The sequence below is a fragment of the Citrobacter sp. Igbk 16 genome (genome assembly GCF_028069755.1).
In the GTDB taxonomy this organism is placed as follows: Bacteria; Pseudomonadota; Gammaproteobacteria; order Enterobacterales; family Enterobacteriaceae; genus Citrobacter.
The window spans coordinates 66258-84441 of sequence record NZ_JANEWJ010000010.1 but is presented as its reverse complement, the minus strand read 5'-3'; the positions used below and the strand labels follow the sequence as shown (position 1 = coordinate 84441).

Genomic DNA, 18184 nt, shown 5'->3' with positions numbered 1-18184 from the left:
GGCGACGTAACGTCTGTCTCTGAACACTCAGCCGTCACGATATCTCTAACAGACAGCCCGACAATTACGATTTGTTATTGCCGTGACTATTCTTGCCCCCTTTTTTGCCTGCTTCTGAAGCGCGTTGCGGGTCATTCTTGAAGTTGCCCCCGCTGTGCTGGCCACCTTTTCGACCTGCTTCTGATGCTCTTTCACGGTCTTCCGCAAAGTTGCCGGAACCGCCCCGATGGTTTGCCATTACTGACCTCCGTCATTGATTAGCCATCATATTGCATAGGTACTGAGGAGTGATACCTCACGCAGCGCATGGGCCGTGCCCTGATTTTTACTGCGTGGGATTAAGCATAGTGAAGAGTAACCGGATAACCGGCGAACTGTAATATTCTGCAACAGGAATGACCGCAAGATGTTAATAATCGCGGAATGAAATCAATAAGTCTTTCTTATGGCTACCAAATTCCGTCAGGTTAAAAATGTATCATTTTGCAACAAAAGCAGTTGTTATAAAAATTGTTATAAATCAAAGAAGTGATTGTGAAATTTGCACTCCTGGCCGTACGTCATATCTTTAAAGGGAGGTAGCGAATCGCTACGGACACGGTTAACTCGAGGAGTAGTGTAAAATGGCAAAAGTTCTGGTGCTTTATTATTCCATGTACGGACACATTGAAACCATGGCCCATGCAGTCGCAGAAGGCGCAAATAAGGTAGATGGCGCGGAAGTCATTATTAAGCGTGTGCCAGAGACAATGCAGCCTGAAATCTTCCTGAAAGCAGGCGGTAAAACACAAAACGCACCAGTCGCAACCCCGCAGGAACTGGCTGATTACGACGCCATTATTTTTGGTACTCCCACGCGCTTTGGCAACATGTCGGGTCAGATGCGTACCTTCCTGGATCAGACCGGCGGACTGTGGGCATCTGGCGGCCTTTACGGCAAACTCGCCAGCGTATTCAGCTCAACAGGCACTGGCGGCGGTCAGGAACAAACCATTACATCAACCTGGACAACGCTTGCCCACCACGGGATGGTGATTGTTCCCATCGGTTATGCGGCGCAAGAACTGTTTGATGTCTCACAAGTTCGTGGCGGTACTCCGTACGGCGCAACTACCATTGCCGGGGGTGACGGCTCCCGACAGCCAAGTCAGGAAGAGTTATCTATCGCCCGCTATCAGGGTGAATATGTCGCAGGTCTGGCAGTAAAACTCAACGGCTAATCTTCAACAGGAGGATTCGAATGCCAACTCAAGAAGCGAAAGCCCATCGCGTCGGCGAATGGGCAAGTCTGCGCAACACATCGCCAGAAATAGCCGAAGCCATTTTTGAAGTCGCCCACTATGACGAGAAAATGGCGGAAAAAATTTGGGAAGAAGGTAGCGATGAGGTACTGATCAAAGCCTTTGAGAAAACTGACAAAGATTCACTCTTTTGGGGTGAACAGACTATCGAACGCAAAAACGTTTAGCATTCGGACTCCCCCGTTTGCACGGGGGAGTTTTCCTGGCTTACTTCGCAGCCTCATTCAGTACGCTATCGAATTTATCAACAGGGCAAAAGCCATTGGCATCAATCGGACAGCCTTTCAGTTCCAGCGTCACACGTTGGGCCGGGGATTTGAGCGTCAGAACCTCCGCATTTCGCAGCTGCTGTGCACTCTGATACACATACTCAATTTTCATCAGATCGCGATTTGTGTTGCTGTCATGCCAGCGCTGGAAGACAATTTTACCGCCAATCGGCGTGCGTTCGTTCTGGTCATGGAGCTGGTACGGTTTAAAATCCAGTGCCGTAAGCAATGAAGCAATGTTCGAGTCATGTCCCACCAGCAGCGTAATTTTCGGCGCTTTCGCCCGTTCAGTCACCAACGCATTGTCGATATATTTGACCAACGGTTTGGCGACGTTTTGCGCCACTTCTGCAGAGGTGAACAGGCTGTCCTGATAACCATTTTTCAGCTTCGACAGTACCTTCCACTGTTGATCAGATTTGATCTCCCCCCAGGCGACCTTGTCCGTCGGGAAGCCCTCGTAATATTGCAAGGTGAAGGCATCAACCAGCGAATTCCCCACCTTCAGTGGCCCGGAAACACCAGGCTCTTGCTGGTACTTCGCACTGAATGTGTCTTTCGCATCAGTCAGGGAACACTGCTGTTTTTCTTTGCAGGACGGCGAGTCTTTGTAGTTTGTGATTTGCTCAAGCAGTTGGTAACTTTCGTCGAGCTGCATCTGGCTGCGCTCTTTCTCCATCGCCTGAACAGCCTGCTGACTGAATGTTGCAGAATCATCAGTGATCACCGGGTTAAAAGTGGGGTCCATGGTACCCATTTTTTCCTGATGATGGACCGGAACGTCACACCCCGGGAAAGCCCCCGTGACAAAAAACTGCGCCGTCGCGACCGTACGCTGCAGGCTGTTAGCATAGGTGTAAACCGTGCCCGGTGCCGGACATTCCCCGGATTTCACCATGCCCTGCTCTGCCAACCATTCACGCATGTAATGGCCCATATAAATTTCCAGCACGCCGCCCTTCGTGGTGAGTTGTCCGCCTGGGACATCCCACTCCGGCCACTGTTTGGGGGTAGACTGCTCGAGAACGCTGCCATTATTGGCTAAAGGTGCACGTAAGTTATGCCGGCTCATCATCAATACTTGCTGAAGCTGATAACCTTCCGGTGCCGTCTGTGCCTGTGCAGCCGTTGACAGCAATACAGCCCCCGCCACGGCGGTGGCGATTAACGATTTGTTCATCCCTACGACCTCTTGTTGTTATCAATCACCACAGAGTGTGACAGATATATGACATTTTTCCGGGAACGCTTTCGCAAAAATGAGGGATCTACCGTGTCGTTTGGATGCCAAACTCCGTCTGAAGTTTGCGCACTCCTAGTGGGGTAAAGGTAACGTGCCGGCTACCTGTCTGCGTTTTAATCCACTTCTGTTCGCTAAACCAGCTCAGCAACGTGGCACCGAGCACGCCGCCCGGATGATAACGTCGCTCACTCCAGTCCAGACAGCCGCAGCTTATCTTTCGTCGGGTCACACCGGCACAAAGGACAATCCCCATTTCTGCCAGTTTTTCCTGCCCCAGAGCGGTCAGCGTTTCGCCATCCGCTGTTAACCATTGCCGGGCAACCAGAGTATCAAAAAGCCTCACGGCCACTTCGCCGGCAAGGTGGTCATAGCAGGTTCGCGCATGCCGCAGGTGTATTGGGGTGGTGATTTTTCGCGACGTTGATGCAGACCATGCCACACCCATCAGGCGTTCCAGGAGGCCGGCTATCTCCGCACTTGCCAGGCGAAAATAACGGTGTCGTCCCTGGGCTAACGCCACAACAAATCGTTGTTCGCACAGACGCGCCAGATGTGCGCTGGCCGTCGAGGCTGACACGTCCGCCACCGCGCTAAGTTCGGTTGCGGTCCAGGCGCGCCCATCCATCAAAGCACACAGCATACGCGAACGCGATTTATCCGCCATCACCGCCGCAGTGAGCGCCATTTGCGACTCCAGTTCACCCTCTTCTTCGTGCAGTATTACCGATGCCATAGCACCTCCTTTGGCGTTAACCCTCTGAATTAACGATGGCATGAAACGGACGTAAAGTCACAGCGAGACTTACGCGGCGCGCAGCATCATCTCTACGCCCAACCCCACCAGGCAGAACAGAAAACAGCGTTTAAACACCACAGGTGAAATCACTCGCCGCACACGAGTCCCTATCCACTGTCCCAGTAGCGCAGGAAGAATGGCAAAAGCCGATAAACTCAGGGACTGAACAGGTAACGCATTGTGCCACCACAAGCCAAGCGCTAACGCCAGCGTCGAAAACGTGAACGAAATGCCAAGCGCCTGCACCAATTCATCCTTTTCAAAGCCCAAAGACTGGATCCATGGCACGGCGGGCATAACAAATACCCCCGTTCCCCCCGTCAATAAACCGGTCACCAATCCAATGACAAGGGAAAAGGGTTTTTCACGCTGCGGATCCACGGTAATTTTTTTCCCCGCCAGCGTCCAGATGGCATAGGCAACCAGTGCCATGCCAAGCGCAAACTGGGTCCGGGTTGTGTCGCCCCCGGTGATCCAGACACTGGCAAGCAAAGTGGCAATCACCACCGCCAGCAGCATAGGCCACAATCGTTGCAGCAATCGGCCGGTATTACCACCACCGCCAAACTGAAACAGATTGCTAATCAGAGAGGGCAACAGCAGCATCGCCGCCGCCGCGACCGGAGAAATAAGCGATCCGAGGATCCCCATCGCCACCGTGGGTAAGCCCATGCCCGTTACGCCTTTCACCATCCCCGCCAGCACAAAGGTTGCGGCAATCATTATCACCAGGGAGGAGTCGAGCGCGAAAGAAGTTGCCATCATGTACGTTCCAGGAAAAAAGAGGATGACCTATTCTGGACGTCAATCGCCAGGTTTGCTTCGTCGGGAAACGAAATATGCCATCCAGGTGTGCTGCGGCATAAAAAATGCCGGGTTTCCCCGGCATCAGAATCAGACAGTTTTTGCCCACCAGAGGCGTAACTTCATTCCCCAGTAACTGGTCCAGCCGCTGGTTGTCGATACCACGCGACCGTGCGACATCACGACCAGCGTTGGTGTGACGCTGATGTCCCAGCTGCGGGAGATGGCCCCGTCGGCATCGTTGATGACAGGAAAGTCTACGCCTTTACGCGCCAGCCAGCGCGTTACCTCCGCCTCATTACCGGAGCGCAGCGCAATGGTTATCACGTTCTCGCCTTCTGAGTGCAGTCTGGCGACTTCCGGTGTCGTGAACCGACACACGCCGCACCAGCTCGCCCAGAAATAAATCAGCACTGGCTCCTCTTTGCTGAGCGCGGCCAGCGTAACGTTTTCACCATCCAGCGTCTGCAAAGGTGTGCTGTCAAACGCTGCGGGAAGCTGGGGCGCTCGCCAGGCATCCATCAACAACATCGCCCCGGCGAATAACACCAGTAAGATCAGTCCTTCGCGCAGCCAGCGGCGCAGTTTACTGACCATTTGCGGCCGCCAGTTTTTCTTTGACCACCTCTTCCAGTGTTTCCCACGGTACTGCACCCGGGATCAGCTCATCGCCAATAATCGTTGCAGGTGTGCCCCGCACACCAACCAGACGTGCCAGTTGCAGGTTGGTGCTCAGCGTCTCTTCACTTTGTGCATCCAGCGTCACAGGGCTGGCAGCGGCTTTCTCCTGTGCCTGTTTAATACTCACTGCCGTGTGGTAGCCCTTCTTCTGCATCAGTTTCTCATGTAACGCCAGAAACTGCTGCGGGTGCTCACGCCAGGTCGTCAGCGCGGTTCGCGCCGACAGAACCGAACTTTCCCCTTTAAACGGCAGCGGTTTAATCACCACCGCCACATCAGGATATTTCTGTACAATTTTTTCCAGCATCGGATCCAACTGCTTGCAATATGGGCAGTTGTAATCGGTGAAATTTATCAGCGTCAGTTTAGCCTGCCTGGCACCAATACGCGGGCTATTGGGGTCGTTAAACAGCGCTTCCTGAATCAGCGCTTCAATTTGCTTCTCCTGCTCAGGTGTAAATGGCGCAGGTTCTTTCGCCACGCTGACGGCAGAAAACAGGGTTAACAGCAGGATAATCATCATTTTCATGGGGTTACTCCTTTGGCACCGGCCAGTGTATTTAGCACCGCATCGCGGGTTAACAACGTCGGCAACGCCTGGCCTTGCGGCAAACCGGGGCCATAAATTTGGTTGAACGGCACAGCGACCTGGCCGCGTTTTTTCAGGAATTCGGTGATCGCTTCAGAGGGCAGCGTCCAGTCACCCCGCAGAGCCACCACATCGGGTTGTTGCAGCGCAATCTGAATTTCTTCTTGTTGTAGAACATTGAATTTATTGACTTTACAGGTAATGCACCAGTCAGCCGTCACATCTACAAATACGCGCTTATGCTGGGCCAGTGCCTCTTCGATGGCCTGCTCGCTCAGCGGTTGCCAGTTCACACTCTCTTTGGCTGTACTTTGGCTTGCGAACCCCAGATGCGGGAGCAGCAATGTTGCCAGCCAGATCGCCGAGCCAAGCATCATCACGCCGAGAAGACGCCGCAAGATATTCATCCAACGCCCCGGACGCGGCAGACGCAGCGCCAGACCTGGACGCAGCGCCACCAGCAACCATGGCAAACTCATCCCCAGCCCGAGCGCAAGGAACAGCCCCCATAGCGTCGGAAGCGAGGCGGTCAACGCCACCGCCACTGCCGTCCCTAGGAACGGCGCACTGCACGGTGTGGCAAGCAACGTCGCAAACGCGCCTTGCCAGAAATGCCCTGACAAGCCGTTACCGCCGCGAGTTGCCAGTATGGTGGTCATTGCTGAAGGAAGGCGGAATTCAAACAGCCCAAACAGGCTGGCGCTGAACGTCAGCATCACCAGCATCATAAAACCGATAAACCACGGACTCTGGAACTGGATCCCCCAACCAAGCGCCTGATTGGTCAGGCGCAGCACCGTCATCAGCAGCGCAAGGGCCATAAAAGAGACCAGGATGCCAGCCACCGATGCCAGAAATTGGCGGCGAACCTGAAGACGGCTTTTCTCCTCAACCAGTAAAATCGAGCCCAGCTTCATGCCCAGCACCGGAAGCACGCAGGGCATTAAGTTAAGGATCAACCCGCCTGACAGCGCCATCAGCACCACCTGCCACAGCGGGATCGCTGCATGCTGCACCACTGGTGCATCGCCAATGGCAAGACGACTTTCCTGTGCAACGCCGTTATCAGCCAGAACCAGTGTCAGTTGCTTACCCCGAAGATTCGGCGCCCCTTCCCCCCAGCTGTCATGAACCGGAACCGTTGCCCATAGTGTTTCGCCCTCTACGCGGATTTGCGGCATACCAAAATCCGCATCATCAACGGTATCCAGGTACAGGCCTGGTGCAGACCAGCCCCCCGTACGACGCGCCTCAACCACCAGCTCTCCGGCTCGCGCCCCGGCACTAAGCGCATCGGTCAGGCCGCTGGCCAGCGGTATCTGCCCCATCGCTTGCGCATAGTCATGAGCAAAAGATGGGTCCTGAACGCTCGGCGTCACGGAAAAGGGAAAATCCGTTAACAGGCAGACATTGCTGCAGGTTGATAGGGTCAGCACACCGTTAAGGGTGGTTGGCGTTGTGCCACGTACGACCATCGGGAAGGTGACATTATCGTGATATCCCTGGGTGGTGATATTGGCGACCTCAAAACGCGCGGGTGTCGGCCAGTACCAATCAACAGCAGGCATTTTATCTTTCCAGACGATGGACGGTGCTACACCGCCCTCACCCGGCGATCGCCAGTAGGTTTTCCAGCCATCCTCCAGTTTAACATCGAGCAGCAGTCGGGTTTCACCGCCTGCGGCTGTATCGGCACGTAACCGTACACTGGCGTGATTGTTATCGGGTGAACGCAGCCAGCCGATATCAGCCGCCCAGGATACGGGCAGCCATAGCAATAACAGGCAGAGCAGCGCCTGCCTGAAAACAGTCTTCATATTTTTTCTCCGTGAATAATTATCTAACAGTCAGCAACGGCTGCGCTGTCATTCACGGAAGACACAAAATCGGAGATGAACCCTAAGTGTGGGCGGCGAGATAACGCGCGGAGGGAAAAAAGGCAGGCGAAATGCCCGCACAGGTGCCAACAGCGACATGAGCAAACATAGCACCAGGATCGCGCCTTCGAACAATACTGGCGGTGCAGCCAGCAACGATTTTGCGCTCAGTTCACACGGCGTAACGGGCGAAGCTTCATCGGTATCGGCCTGGGCGCTCGCGACAACAGCAGTGGTCGCGGTGTTCATCTGCAAGGCGTGCAGACCCGCCATGCGTTGCGCGGTGCATACCATCACCACAACACATGCCAGGCAGAGGAACCACCATCCCATCCGTTGACGTTTCGCCATTATACCCTCACTGATTGACGCGAGTTATCTTAGCCACTGGCGAGGTTTTGGCAACCTTTACCCTGTAAAGTTATGTCGGCAGAGGCCGGTCAAATCTCATTCCTCCCACAGCGATCTGCCCAGAAATGATGATTAATGTTATTAATCAATTTCACTATTACAAAATAATGGCACTAATAAAACAAAGCTGGAAATATCACAGGGTTTATTATCTGTCATTCCAAAAGCGTCCAACAGATATTTCATCACTGATGATAAAAATGAAAGAGAAGTCCGCCAGCGGATATTCCTACGTAAATGAAAGTAAGAGTCAGCACATTTTCTGATGAATATTGTATTATCACTTGCCGCCATGAACGTTATGTTCATCATCAAAACAATTGTTTGTTAAATGTTATTTAGAGTATATGAAAATGAAAAAAATCTTACTTCCTCTTCTAGGCCTGTTTTTTACTGTGAGCGTTCAGGCAGCAACATTTACCGATGGCAAAGAATATATTTCACTTGAAAAGCCAGTTGCGTCAGCGCCCGCTGCGCTTAAGTTTTTTTCATTTTATTGCCCTTCATGCTACCAGTATGATGAAGTTCTGGAAGTCACTGATAATGTGAAAAAAGCATTACCTACTGATGTCAAACTCACTGAGTATCACGTCGATTTCTTAGGCCCGTTGGGGCCGGAGATGACACACGCCTGGTCTGTCGCTATGCTGTTAAACGTGGAAGATAAAGTAAAACCTTTACTGTTTGATGCCGTGCAGAAAAAACAAACTGTTAAAACAGCAGATGATATCCGCAATGTATTTATCCGCGCTGGTGTCAGTGCAAACGACTATGATGCTGCGTGGAATAGCTTTGCCGTAAAATCATTAACGGCGAAGCAACAGGAGTTGGCTAAAGCGGTAGACCTGAAAGGTGTACCGGCTATCTTTATCAAGGGTAAATATATGATTAACCCGAAAGGATTAAAATCAGATAACGTTAACGCTTTTGTCCAGAACTACGCTGAGACCGTTCGTTTTCTTTTTTCCAAGCCTTGATAAGCCGTTAATATTACTGACGCACCATCAACAAGAGCCAGAGCCTGTTCTGGCTCTTGTTCCTACAGGCGGAATTATTGACAGTTAACTGTCATATACGCTGGCAGAACCTTATTCAGAAGCGTAATCCTTCAAAACAGTGGCAACACGTATTCTGTAGTATGAAAAAATCAACTGCTTACCCTCCTGCTGTGCGGCCTGATGCCTGACGTTGCATTTCCACCTGAGCACTGCATCTTCATCCTCCCACCATGAAAGTGACAGCATTTTCCCGGGCGTATAAATGCTCTGAAATCGTTCGATAGAAATGAACCCAGGGATCTCTGCCAACAACGGCTTCAGCTCTGAGGCCAGTTGAAGATATCGCTCTCCTGTCTGAGGATACACATCTGCTTCAAAAATAACGGCGATCATTCAGTATCTCTCCCTTGTTAATTTCAGCCACTCTATTGCCGGATTAAATGCGATGCTTCGCTCAACAACGAACAGTCTGGTGAAAAGGAGAATGTGAGTGTGATAGGTAAATAAACAAGCAGGCTCACCACATTAGCCGGTGACCCTTTTATGACCTGCGCCCCCCTTTTTCATGGTTGGCATTCGTGCCTATCAGGATTACCCTAAACTTAACGGTGATACCTTTTGAGAGGGATTGCCTTCTTCATGTGTTGATTTACACGAGAGAACGCTATGGAATTAAAGGATTATTACGCCATTATGGGCGTGAAGCCGACAGACGATCTCAAGACAATCAAGACCGCCTACCGTCGTCTCGCGCGAAAATACCATCCCGATGTCAGCAAAGAAACCGACGCTGAAGCCCGTTTTAAAGAAGTTGCCGAAGCCTGGGAAGTACTGAGCGATGAACAGCGACGCGCCGAATACGACCAGTTGTGGCAGCATCGCAACGACCCGCAGTTTAATCGTCAGTTCCAGCAAGGAGAAGGTCAACGCTACAACGCTGAAGATTTCGACGATATCTTCTCTTCAATTTTTGGCCAGCACGCACATCAGTCACGGCAGCGCCAAGCCAGTCGCGGACATGATATTGAAATCGAGGTCGCCGTTTTCCTCGAAGAAACCCTTGCTGAGCATAGCCGCACCATCAGTTACAATCTGCCGGTGTACAATGCGTTTGGCATGATCGAGCGGGAAATCCCCAAAACCCTCAACGTTAAGATCCCGGCCGGTGTCGGCAATGGGCAGCGCATTCGCCTGAAAGGTCAGGGAACCCCTGGTGAAAACGGTGGCCCGAACGGTGATTTGTGGCTGGTGATTCATATCGCACCGCATCCGCTGTTTGATATTGTTAATCAGGATCTGGAGGTTGTCGTTCCGCTCGCCCCATGGGAAGCCGCATTGGGCGCAAAAGTGACTGTACCAACACTCAAAGAGAGTATTTTGCTGACCATCCCCGCAGGAAGCCAGGCTGGACAGCGATTACGTATCAAAGGCAAAGGTCTGGTCGGTAAAAAACATACTGGCGACCTGTACGCGGTCATCAAAATCGTGATGCCGCCGAAACCTGACGACAACAGCGCCGCCTTGTGGCAACAGCTGGCGGATGCGCAGAAGTCCTTTGATCCGCGTAAAGAGTGGGGGAAAGCATAATGGCTAACGTGACCGTTACCTTTACCATTACCGAGTTTTGTCTGCATACCGGTGTTTCTGCAGAGGAACTGAATGAAATTGTCGGTTTAGGGGTAATCGAACCCCGTGAAGATGAGACCTTTGATGACCATGCGCTGACCGTGGTGCAACGCGCACTGCGTCTGCGCCATGAACTGGCGCTTGACTGGCCTGGGATTGCTGTCGCACTGACGTTGCTCGAGGAAAATGCGCAGCTACGACAGGAAAACCGCCTTTTGCGTCAACGCCTGTCCCGATTTATTAGCCATCCGTGAATATATTAAGGGTGCGGCGTTGAGCCGCACCTACAGATTTGCAGGGCGTATTTTTTATAAAGAACCCAACTCATCAGATTCGATTTCTCAGCTACGGATTGTTGAGCTCAATACCCGCCCGGCAGATATTCAGAAAAACGACGATCTCTGATTTAGTACTGCATTGATTTTGGGCCCGGTCACGTTAATGATATTTTTTCTTGTTAGCTTGAACATCTAACTGCTCATTCAACGTTCACCCTGACTTTAGGTTTGGATAACAAAATCATTATTAATTCAGCGAAAGGAACTGGCTTAAAGAAATAGTACCCCTGCAAAAATGTGATATTGTTTCTAATGAGATAGTCAAGCTGTTCCTGTGTTTCCACACCTTCAGCAACGATGCTTATTGAGAGCTTACGCGCCAGGTCAAGTACGGAGTCCAGTATAAGGGTCGAGTCCTCATGTTCATTTACCCTGCCAACAAAACTTTGATCAATTTTGATGTAGTCGATATGAAGATCCTGTAAGTAGGAGAGTCCTGAATATCCAGTGCCAAAATCATCAAGCGCGATGGCAAAACCATTTTTATGTAATTCATTCAGGGTCTGAACGAGTGTTTCATCGATATCCAGAGGCTCGCGTTCCGTTACCTCAATGACCAGGTTTAAATCTCGCCGGCTGAAACTGTGCTTATATTTCAAACACTCGTCCACGAATGTGGGCATTGCGATATGAGAAGCGCAGTAGTTAATCCCTATATGGAAGCCTTCCGGTAATTTACTGGCAATGGTGTTCATATTAGACGTAACCTGGGTCATCAGGCTTTGCGTTAACGGCACGATCAACCCTGATTTTTCCGCTACTGGAATAAATGAAGCGGGAGAAATATACCCTGCTATCGGATGCTTCCATCTGGCCAACACTTCAACACCACGCAGTGTGCCTTCTTTGCCATTTACGATGGGCTGATAAAAAGGAACGATATCACCCTTCACAATTGCCCGGCGGAGTGCTTCTTCAGGGAGAGTATTTTTACTCAGATATTGATTCAGGGTGTAAGCGGCGAGACAGGATATCAGCAGTAAAAACAGCAATACCCCCCCAGCCCGGCTGATCATTCTCTGCAAGTTCTGCAGGCTGAAAAACGCAGCGGAATCATATTCGATGCTGAAGGGATATTCTGAGTATGTAACGTGTACAGAACGATGCTGCGCTTCGTTCACCTTAGTGACATCCCCGAACATACCTATAGCGTTATTCCCTACCCTTAGTGTGTACCTCACGTCTTTTAGCGGGGTGTCCAGCGTCTCCCTGACATGGCTATCGCTTACGGTGACGACGATACGATTGTCAGCAAATTCCGTTTGCACTAAAAGAACAGGAAGGCCATTTACTGTGCCGCTGGAAGGCACAAGTAACAATGGTGAAGTCGGTATCGCATCGATGTTAACCAGTAGTATGCGATTTCCCGGTAGAGATGAACACCAGACCGCTCCTTGCCTGAGAATAATGATAGTTCTGAGATGCGGCTGCAATGCTGCTTCGGTACCAAGCCGATATTGCTCTTCCGGGCCACAGCCTTTTTCGACAGTGCTGATTGCCGTCCGGGTGGCCAGTCGAGCTTCATTAAGAATCACGTTCATTTTTTTTACTGTATATCTTGCACCAGCAAGGCTATCTACACGAGCGGTATACCAGACCTGTGTATTAAGAATAAAAACACCCACTATAAACATTGCCATGGCTACGGCGATGGGAATAAGTGCATTGCGCATTTATATATCCTGGGTACGCGTGAGTTGACTATGCTGAGGGGACCGGAAATGCCTAATTTTGCAATTACAAAAAGCATGGTTGACAAGATTAAAATTAACCATGAAAAACATAGAAATATTTTACAGAAAAACAGTACTTATCCTGAGAAACTACACTTCTGTTACAAGTTGTGATGCAGCCCTGACAACTTTAAACTTCAATCGATTCAGAGATCTCTAACGCATCATCGACTTCAATGCCCAGATAACGAACTGTGCTTTTCAGTTTCTTATGGCCTGACCGAAGTTTGATCCCCCGGAGATTCTGGGTTTTCTTGTATATCAGGTATGGTTTTGTTCTTCACATGGAATGTGTGCTGTAAAGCGAAGCTTCGAGCCCCTGCTTTATCAATGCAGCAGATAGGCTATCAGTGCTGAAGGCCAGATATGAACAAAGAACGTACCCAGGCCCTAAAGATAACCTGTACCGTTTGCTGAAAACACGCTAAAAGCGAATGATCTGTTTTTACGGGACGCTTACACCTAAAAATGCTGAAGATCGCATGATCCCGCATAATAACTTCAGTTAATCAGGGTTCGTTGAAAGGATGGACATAATCATCGCGGAGCCTACCCGAAGATGCTTCAGCACGTAGCGAAAAATTCATTCTTCTTCCAATACAAGTGAGCCTGGAACACGCAAGGCTAAAGAGAAATGGCACAACAGAAACTGTATAAAACGAAAAACCCCAAGCTATTAAATAGCTTGGGGTTTGTATTTGGCGGAAGCGTAGAGATTCGAACTCTAGAACCCTTTCGGGTCGCCGGTTTTCAAGACCGGTGCCTTCAACCGCTCGGCCACGCTTCCAATGAGGCGCACTATAAACATCCCGAACGGACCTGTAAAGCACCAATGTGTTCGTTTGCCTGAAAAACAGCCAAAATGTTGTTAATCGACTTAAATAACAACAAATTGACCGTTTATTCAGCACAAATCCGGGATGCTGCTGTTTAATGTTTTTTGATGTACATATCTTTGGTGAAGTAATTCCCACGGTTATCCGGTGCAAATCCGCCTACCCACGGCTTTACCAGGTGTGTGCGGACATAGTGGTAAACCGGAATAGCGGGTACATCCTCGCCTAACACGTCTTCCGCCTGCTGGTAATATTTCCCGCGTTCTGGCAAAGAACGGGCTTTCGCCGCATTACGCATCGCTTCATCGTAGGCTGGGTTACTGTATCGGGTGGTGTTTTCACTATCGCCTGTGCGGAAAATGTTGAGGAAACTCGATGCATCGTCGTAATCCGCTATCCATGCATAACGTACGACGTCAAAATTGCCGGTGTGCATGGTATCCAGCATAGTTTTCCATTCCTGGTTCTGCAGCTTTGCCTCAACACCAAGATTTTTCTTCCACATTGACGAGGCGGCAATCGCGATTCGCTGATGCGTTTCGAAGGTGTTGTAGAGCAGATTTAAGGTAAGCGGATGCTCAGGACCGTACCCCGCTTCCGCCAGCAGTTTTTTTGCCTGAGCAATGCGTTTGTCGAGTGACCATGATGCGTAGTCCGGCGCATGTAATTTTACCCCGCCAATTTCAGGCTGGCTGATAACCCACGCCGCACGTTGTCCCTGTCCCATCACCTTTTGTGCGATGATGTCTTTATCCAGCGCCATATTCAACGCCCGACGCACGCGCGGGTCGTTAAACGGCGCACGCGTGGTATTAAACTGATAATAATAGGTTGAAAGCTGTGGTGAGACATGGAGTTCATCACCCATCGTCTTTTTCAATTGAGCGAACTGATTGACCGGAACACTAAAAACAATATCGATTTCCCCGGCTTTGTAACGGTTAACGTCTGCGGCCTCTGAACTGATGGGCAAATACGTCACTTTATTAATGACCGTATGCTGATCGTCCCAGTAATGCGGGTTGCGCACGGCAACAATCCGCTCGTTGACGACCCACTGCGACAGCTTATACGCACCACTGCTGACAAAGTGCTCCGGACGAGTCCACTTATCGCCAAAGCGGCCAATCAGTACTTTATCCAGCGGGACCAGTGATGGGTGTGCCAGCATCGCTAAAAATGCCGCTGTCGGCTGCGTCAAAGTAATTTCCAACGTAGTGTCATTCAGCGCTTTGACCCCAAGCGTAGTGGGATCTTTTTTCCCCTGAGCAATATCAACCGCATTTGCGACATGCATATTGCCCAGATAAGAGGCATAGGGTGAAGTAGTTTGCGGTGAAACCAGTCGCTGCCAGCTCCAGACGACATCCTGTGCAGTAATAGCCGATCCATCTGACCAGGTTATGCCCGGACGTAAATGAAAGGTCCAGACAGTGTTATCTTTATTCTCCCAGGAGGCAGCAAGCCGGGGCGCAATAGTGCCATCCAGGTTTACGGCCACCAGTCCATCGAACATATCGCTGATTAAATTAAACTCAACGTTGCTTTCAACTTTATGCGGATCCAGTGAGGCTGGCTCACTGCCGTTATTTCTGACCAGTTCCTGTTGAGCTGCCAATTCTGTGCCCGCGGGAACTGTCGCAGCGCTCGCCACACCGTTGATAGACATCAAACAGACAGCCAACAGCGTAAATGTAAATACCTTCGATTTATGTTGAGTCATTCCCTTTACCTTATTGCTCTGTTTTATGTTGACACCGCTGTCACTCTTAAAGGCATGTAGGGAATAACGCAATATTTTTCAGTTACCTATCAGATATCGATCTGACATTTTTGCATAAACAGTGGTAACATCTAATCCAGATGCTTTTGCTGAAATAATATGCTTAAGCCCGGCGGGTTAAAATGCGTAAAGATGGGTAAAACCGCTGGGTCGTTACCGGTGATTTCATTATCCTCCATCATTAATTACATCTGTCATAAGAGAGTGACTCATGGATCGTATTATTAGTTCTTCGCGCGATCGTACATCGCTACTCAGCACGCATAAGGTGCTGCGTAATACCTATTTCCTGCTCAGCCTGACGCTGGCGTTTTCAGCGATCACCGCAACAGCCAGTACGGTACTGATGCTGCCGTCTCCGGGTCTGATTCTGACGCTGGTTGGTATGTATGGTCTGATGTTCCTGACCTACAAAACGGCAGATAAACCAGTAGGTATTCTGTCTGCTTTCGCTTTCACCGGTTTCCTGGGTTACATCCTGGGACCGATTCTGAACACTTACCTGTCAGCAGGTATGGGTGACGTGATCGGTATGGCACTGGGTGGTACGGCGCTGGTCTTCTTCAGTTGTTCTGCGTATGTTCTGACCACGCGTAAAGACATGTCCTTCCTCGGCGGTATGCTGATGGCAGGTATCGTGGTAGTGCTGATTGGTATGGTTGCGAATATCTTCCTGCAACTGCCAGCGCTGCATCTGGCGATTAGCGCGGTGTTTATCCTGATTTCTTCAGGTGCCATCCTGTTTGAAACCAGCAACATCATCCGTGGTGGTGAAACCAACTACATCCGTGCAACCGTCAGCCTGTATGTATCGCTGTACAACATCTTCGTCAGCCTGCTGAGCATTCTGGGCTTCGCCAGCCGCGATTAAGATGTCCACACGCATTATCCAGCCCCGCTTATGCGGGGCTTTCTTTTTTGGTAAACTGCCGCCAGTTTGACTAACGCAGTGAAGAATTATGTTGATCTTTGAAGGTAAAGAAATCAGTACTGATAGCGAAGGCTATTTAAAAGACACAACCGAATGGAGCGAGCCGCTGGCAGTTGCCATTGCTGAAAACGAAGGCATTACGCTCTCCGCGGAACACTGGGAAGTGGTGCGTTTCGTACGCGAGTTTTATCTGGAATTTAATACCTCTCCCGCTATTCGTATGCTGGTCAAAGCGATGGCCAACAAATTTGGCGAAGAGAAAGGCAACAGCCGTTATCTCTACCGCCTGTTCCCGAAAGGTCCGGCCAAGCAGGCAACCAAAATTGCCGGTCTGCCGAAACCGGTGAAATGTATTTAATAGCGGATACTAAATCCCGTTAACTCTTCGCCAGGCCGATGCGGTTCGCTGAGAACTCTGTCTACCCTGGCGCTACGCGGGCCCCCGGCTTTTAACCACTTCATAAGTTGTTCTACCCGGTCGCTTTCACCGCAGGCGACAACCTCTACGCTGCCGTCATCCATATTCTTCGCGTAGCCAGTCAATCCCAGCCGTTGTGCTTCATGCTGGGTGGTATAGCGAAATCCTACCCCCTGAACCCGGCCATAGACCCAGGCGATTATGCAGACTTTCGACATTGCGGTTCTCCTTATCATCGCGGTGCGCGTTGCAAATACACGTAAAACTCAGGACAATGGCGCCCATTTCTTTGAATTGACAGAATAGTAAATTATGAGTGTACGTTTAGTGTTAGCCAAAGGGCGCGAAAAATCATTACTGCGCCGCCATCCGTGGGTATTTTCCGGTGCCGTCGCACGTATGGAAGGTAAAGCCAACCTCGGTGAGACCATCGATATTGTTGACCATCAGGGTAAATGGTTAGCACGCGGCGCGTACTCACCCGCGTCGCAGATCCGTGCACGCGTCTGGACATTCGACAAGTCTGAATCCATCGATATTGATTTCTTTACCCGCCGTTTGCAACAAGCGCAGAAGTGGCGAGACTGGCTGGCGAAAAAGGACGGGCTGGACAGCTATCGACTGATTGCCGGGGAGTCTGATGGCCTGCCGGGCATCACCATTGACCGTTTCGGTAACTTTCTGGTGCTGCAACTTCTCAGTGCAGGTGCCGAGTATCAACGTGCCGCATTGATTAGCGCCCTGCTGATTGTCTTCCCGGAGTGCGCTATTTATGACCGTAGCGATGTTGCCGTGCGTAAAAAAGAAGGCATGGAACTGACTCAGGGCCCCGTCACGGGTGAACTGCCGCCAGCACTGCTGCCGATTGAAGAGCACGGGATGAAACTGCTGGTTGATATTCAGCACGGACATAAAACCGGTTATTACCTCGATCAGCGTGACAGCCGCCTGGCCACGCGTCGTTATGTGGAAAATCAGCGCGTATTGAACTGTTTCTCCTATACCGGTGGATTCGCCGTCTCTGCATTAATGGGCGGCTGCCGCCAGGTCGTCAGCGTTGATACTTCCCAGGAAGCTCTCGATATCGCCCGCCAGAACGTAGAGCTGAACAAGCTGGATCTGAGCAAAGCCGAGTTTGTGCGTGATGACGTGTTCAAGTTGCTGCGCGCCTATCGCGATCGTGGTGAGAAATTTGATGTTATCGTGATGGACCCGCCGAAGTTTGTCGAAAACAAAAGCCAGTTGATGGGTGCCTGCCGTGGCTATAAAGACATCAATATGCTGGCAATTCAGCTGCTGAATCCGGGGGGCGTACTGCTGACATTCTCCTGCTCCGGATTGATGACCACCGATTTATTTCAGAAAATCATCGCCGATGCCGCAATAGATGCCGGGCGTGATGTACAATTTATAGAGCAGTTCCGTCAGGCCGCCGATCATCCTGTGATCGCTACCTACCCGGAAGGGCTGTATCTGAAAGGGTTTGCCTGTCGCATCATGTAACTTGAAAAGTGGAATATTACCCTTACATAGAGGGTATCTATTTCCCG

At 50.6% G+C, this 18184-nt stretch carries 20 protein-coding genes, 1 tRNA gene and 1 pseudogene; 8 read left to right on the top strand and 14 right to left on the bottom strand.

Annotated features, from left to right (window positions below):
• Window positions 1-64: 64 nt before the first annotated feature.
• Window positions 65-238, bottom strand: a complete 174-nt coding sequence (locus tag NNO03_RS09165) for a general stress protein (protein ID WP_003036022.1) — start codon at window positions 236-238, stop codon at window positions 65-67.
• A gap of 385 nt (window positions 239-623) precedes the next feature.
• Between NNO03_RS09165 and wrbA the strand changes: the two genes are divergently transcribed.
• The gene (gene wrbA / locus NNO03_RS09160) at window positions 624-1220 is read left to right on the top strand and encodes an NAD(P)H:quinone oxidoreductase (RefSeq protein ID WP_003832057.1); all 597 of its coding nucleotides are present in this window, start codon (window positions 624-626) and stop codon (window positions 1218-1220) included.
• 20 nt (window positions 1221-1240) lie between these two features.
• A complete protein-coding gene (locus NNO03_RS09155) occupies window positions 1241-1468 on the top strand; it encodes a YccJ family protein (protein WP_271441331.1) in 228 nt (75 codons plus the stop codon).
• A gap of 40 nt (window positions 1469-1508) precedes the next feature.
• Here the strand turns inward: NNO03_RS09155 and agp are convergent, their stop codons facing one another.
• The 7 genes from agp to NNO03_RS09120 form a co-directional block, all read right to left on the bottom strand.
• Complete coding sequence (gene agp / locus NNO03_RS09150) at window positions 1509-2750, bottom strand: bifunctional glucose-1-phosphatase/inositol phosphatase (protein ID WP_271449347.1); 1242 nt, start codon at window positions 2748-2750, stop codon at window positions 1509-1511.
• A gap of 88 nt (window positions 2751-2838) precedes the next feature.
• Window positions 2839-3546 carry a helix-turn-helix transcriptional regulator gene (locus tag NNO03_RS09145; protein ID WP_271449346.1) on the bottom strand — a complete coding sequence of 236 codons (708 nt, stop codon included), beginning with the start codon at window positions 3544-3546 and terminating at the stop codon, window positions 2839-2841.
• A 69-nt stretch (window positions 3547-3615) separates the two neighbouring features.
• Entirely contained in the window at window positions 3616-4371 is a 756-nt protein-coding gene (locus tag NNO03_RS09140; protein ID WP_271449366.1) for a sulfite exporter TauE/SafE family protein, read from the bottom strand.
• Window positions 4372-4503: 132 nt separating this feature from the next.
• The gene (locus NNO03_RS09135) at window positions 4504-5010 is read right to left on the bottom strand and encodes a protein disulfide oxidoreductase (protein ID WP_271441328.1); all 507 of its coding nucleotides are present in this window, start codon (window positions 5008-5010) and stop codon (window positions 4504-4506) included.
• Window positions 5000-5623 (bottom strand): DsbA family protein, encoded by a 624-nt coding sequence (locus tag NNO03_RS09130; RefSeq protein ID WP_271441327.1) that lies wholly within the window; start codon window positions 5621-5623, stop codon window positions 5000-5002. The genes NNO03_RS09135 and NNO03_RS09130 overlap by 11 nt, the downstream gene beginning before the upstream one ends.
• The gene (locus tag NNO03_RS09125; RefSeq protein ID WP_271449345.1) at window positions 5620-7500 is read right to left on the bottom strand and encodes a protein-disulfide reductase DsbD domain-containing protein; all 1881 of its coding nucleotides are present in this window, start codon (window positions 7498-7500) and stop codon (window positions 5620-5622) included. Before NNO03_RS09125 ends, NNO03_RS09130 begins: the two co-directional genes overlap by 4 nt.
• 48 nt (window positions 7501-7548) lie before the next feature.
• Window positions 7549-7911, bottom strand: coding sequence for a copper resistance protein (locus NNO03_RS09120; protein ID WP_271441325.1), 363 nt, complete (start codon window positions 7909-7911; stop codon window positions 7549-7551).
• A 413-nt stretch (window positions 7912-8324) separates the two neighbouring features.
• Here NNO03_RS09120 and dsbA point away from each other — a divergent pair, with 413 nt between their 5' ends.
• Complete coding sequence (gene dsbA / locus NNO03_RS09115; RefSeq protein ID WP_271449344.1) at window positions 8325-8948, top strand: thiol:disulfide interchange protein DsbA; 624 nt, start codon at window positions 8325-8327, stop codon at window positions 8946-8948.
• A 111-nt stretch (window positions 8949-9059) separates the two neighbouring features.
• Here the strand turns inward: dsbA and NNO03_RS09110 are convergent, their stop codons facing one another.
• A complete protein-coding gene (locus tag NNO03_RS09110) occupies window positions 9060-9362 on the bottom strand; it encodes an antibiotic biosynthesis monooxygenase (protein WP_271449343.1) in 303 nt (100 codons plus the stop codon).
• A 273-nt stretch (window positions 9363-9635) separates the two neighbouring features.
• On the opposite strand from NNO03_RS09110, the gene cbpA reads away from it, so the two are divergent.
• Both cbpA and cbpM read left to right on the top strand, forming a co-directional pair.
• A complete protein-coding gene (gene cbpA, locus NNO03_RS09105) occupies window positions 9636-10556 on the top strand; it encodes a curved DNA-binding protein (protein ID WP_271449342.1) in 921 nt (306 codons plus the stop codon).
• Entirely contained in the window at window positions 10556-10849 is a 294-nt protein-coding gene (cbpM, locus tag NNO03_RS09100; RefSeq protein ID WP_137382861.1) for a chaperone modulator CbpM, read from the top strand. Before cbpA ends, cbpM begins: the two co-directional genes overlap by 1 nt.
• Before the next feature lie 224 nt (window positions 10850-11073).
• Here the strand turns inward: cbpM and NNO03_RS09095 are convergent, their stop codons facing one another.
• The 4 genes and pseudogenes from NNO03_RS09095 to NNO03_RS09080 form a co-directional block, all read right to left on the bottom strand.
• Window positions 11074-12606 carry a cyclic diguanylate phosphodiesterase gene (locus NNO03_RS09095; RefSeq protein ID WP_271449341.1) on the bottom strand — a complete coding sequence of 511 codons (1533 nt, stop codon included), beginning with the start codon at window positions 12604-12606 and terminating at the stop codon, window positions 11074-11076.
• Between the two features lie 190 nt (window positions 12607-12796).
• A pseudogene (locus NNO03_RS09090) lies at window positions 12797-12985 on the bottom strand (integrase); the annotation flags it as partial.
• A 380-nt stretch (window positions 12986-13365) separates the two neighbouring features.
• Window positions 13366-13453, bottom strand: a tRNA-Ser gene (locus NNO03_RS09085).
• Between the two features lie 143 nt (window positions 13454-13596).
• Window positions 13597-15225, bottom strand: a complete 1629-nt coding sequence (locus tag NNO03_RS09080) for an ABC transporter substrate-binding protein (protein ID WP_271449340.1) — start codon at window positions 15223-15225, stop codon at window positions 13597-13599.
• Between the two features lie 271 nt (window positions 15226-15496).
• Here NNO03_RS09080 and yccA point away from each other — a divergent pair, with 271 nt between their 5' ends.
• On the top strand, window positions 15497-16156 hold the full coding sequence (gene yccA, locus NNO03_RS09075; protein ID WP_003035917.1) for an FtsH protease modulator YccA: 660 nt from the start codon (window positions 15497-15499) through the stop codon (window positions 16154-16156).
• 88 nt (window positions 16157-16244) lie between these two features.
• Window positions 16245-16574 (top strand): sulfurtransferase TusE, encoded by a 330-nt coding sequence (gene tusE / locus NNO03_RS09070; protein WP_005123506.1) that lies wholly within the window; start codon window positions 16245-16247, stop codon window positions 16572-16574.
• Here the strand turns inward: tusE and yccX are convergent.
• Entirely contained in the window at window positions 16571-16852 is a 282-nt protein-coding gene (yccX, locus tag NNO03_RS09065) for an acylphosphatase (protein ID WP_137382858.1), read from the bottom strand. The two genes, tusE and yccX, sit on opposite strands and share 4 nt — an antisense overlap.
• Before the next feature lie 94 nt (window positions 16853-16946).
• Here yccX and rlmI point away from each other — a divergent pair, with 94 nt between their 5' ends.
• On the top strand, window positions 16947-18137 hold the full coding sequence (gene rlmI / locus NNO03_RS09060; protein WP_271449339.1) for a 23S rRNA (cytosine(1962)-C(5))-methyltransferase RlmI: 1191 nt from the start codon (window positions 16947-16949) through the stop codon (window positions 18135-18137).
• The last annotated feature ends 47 nt before the right edge of the window (window positions 18138-18184 follow it).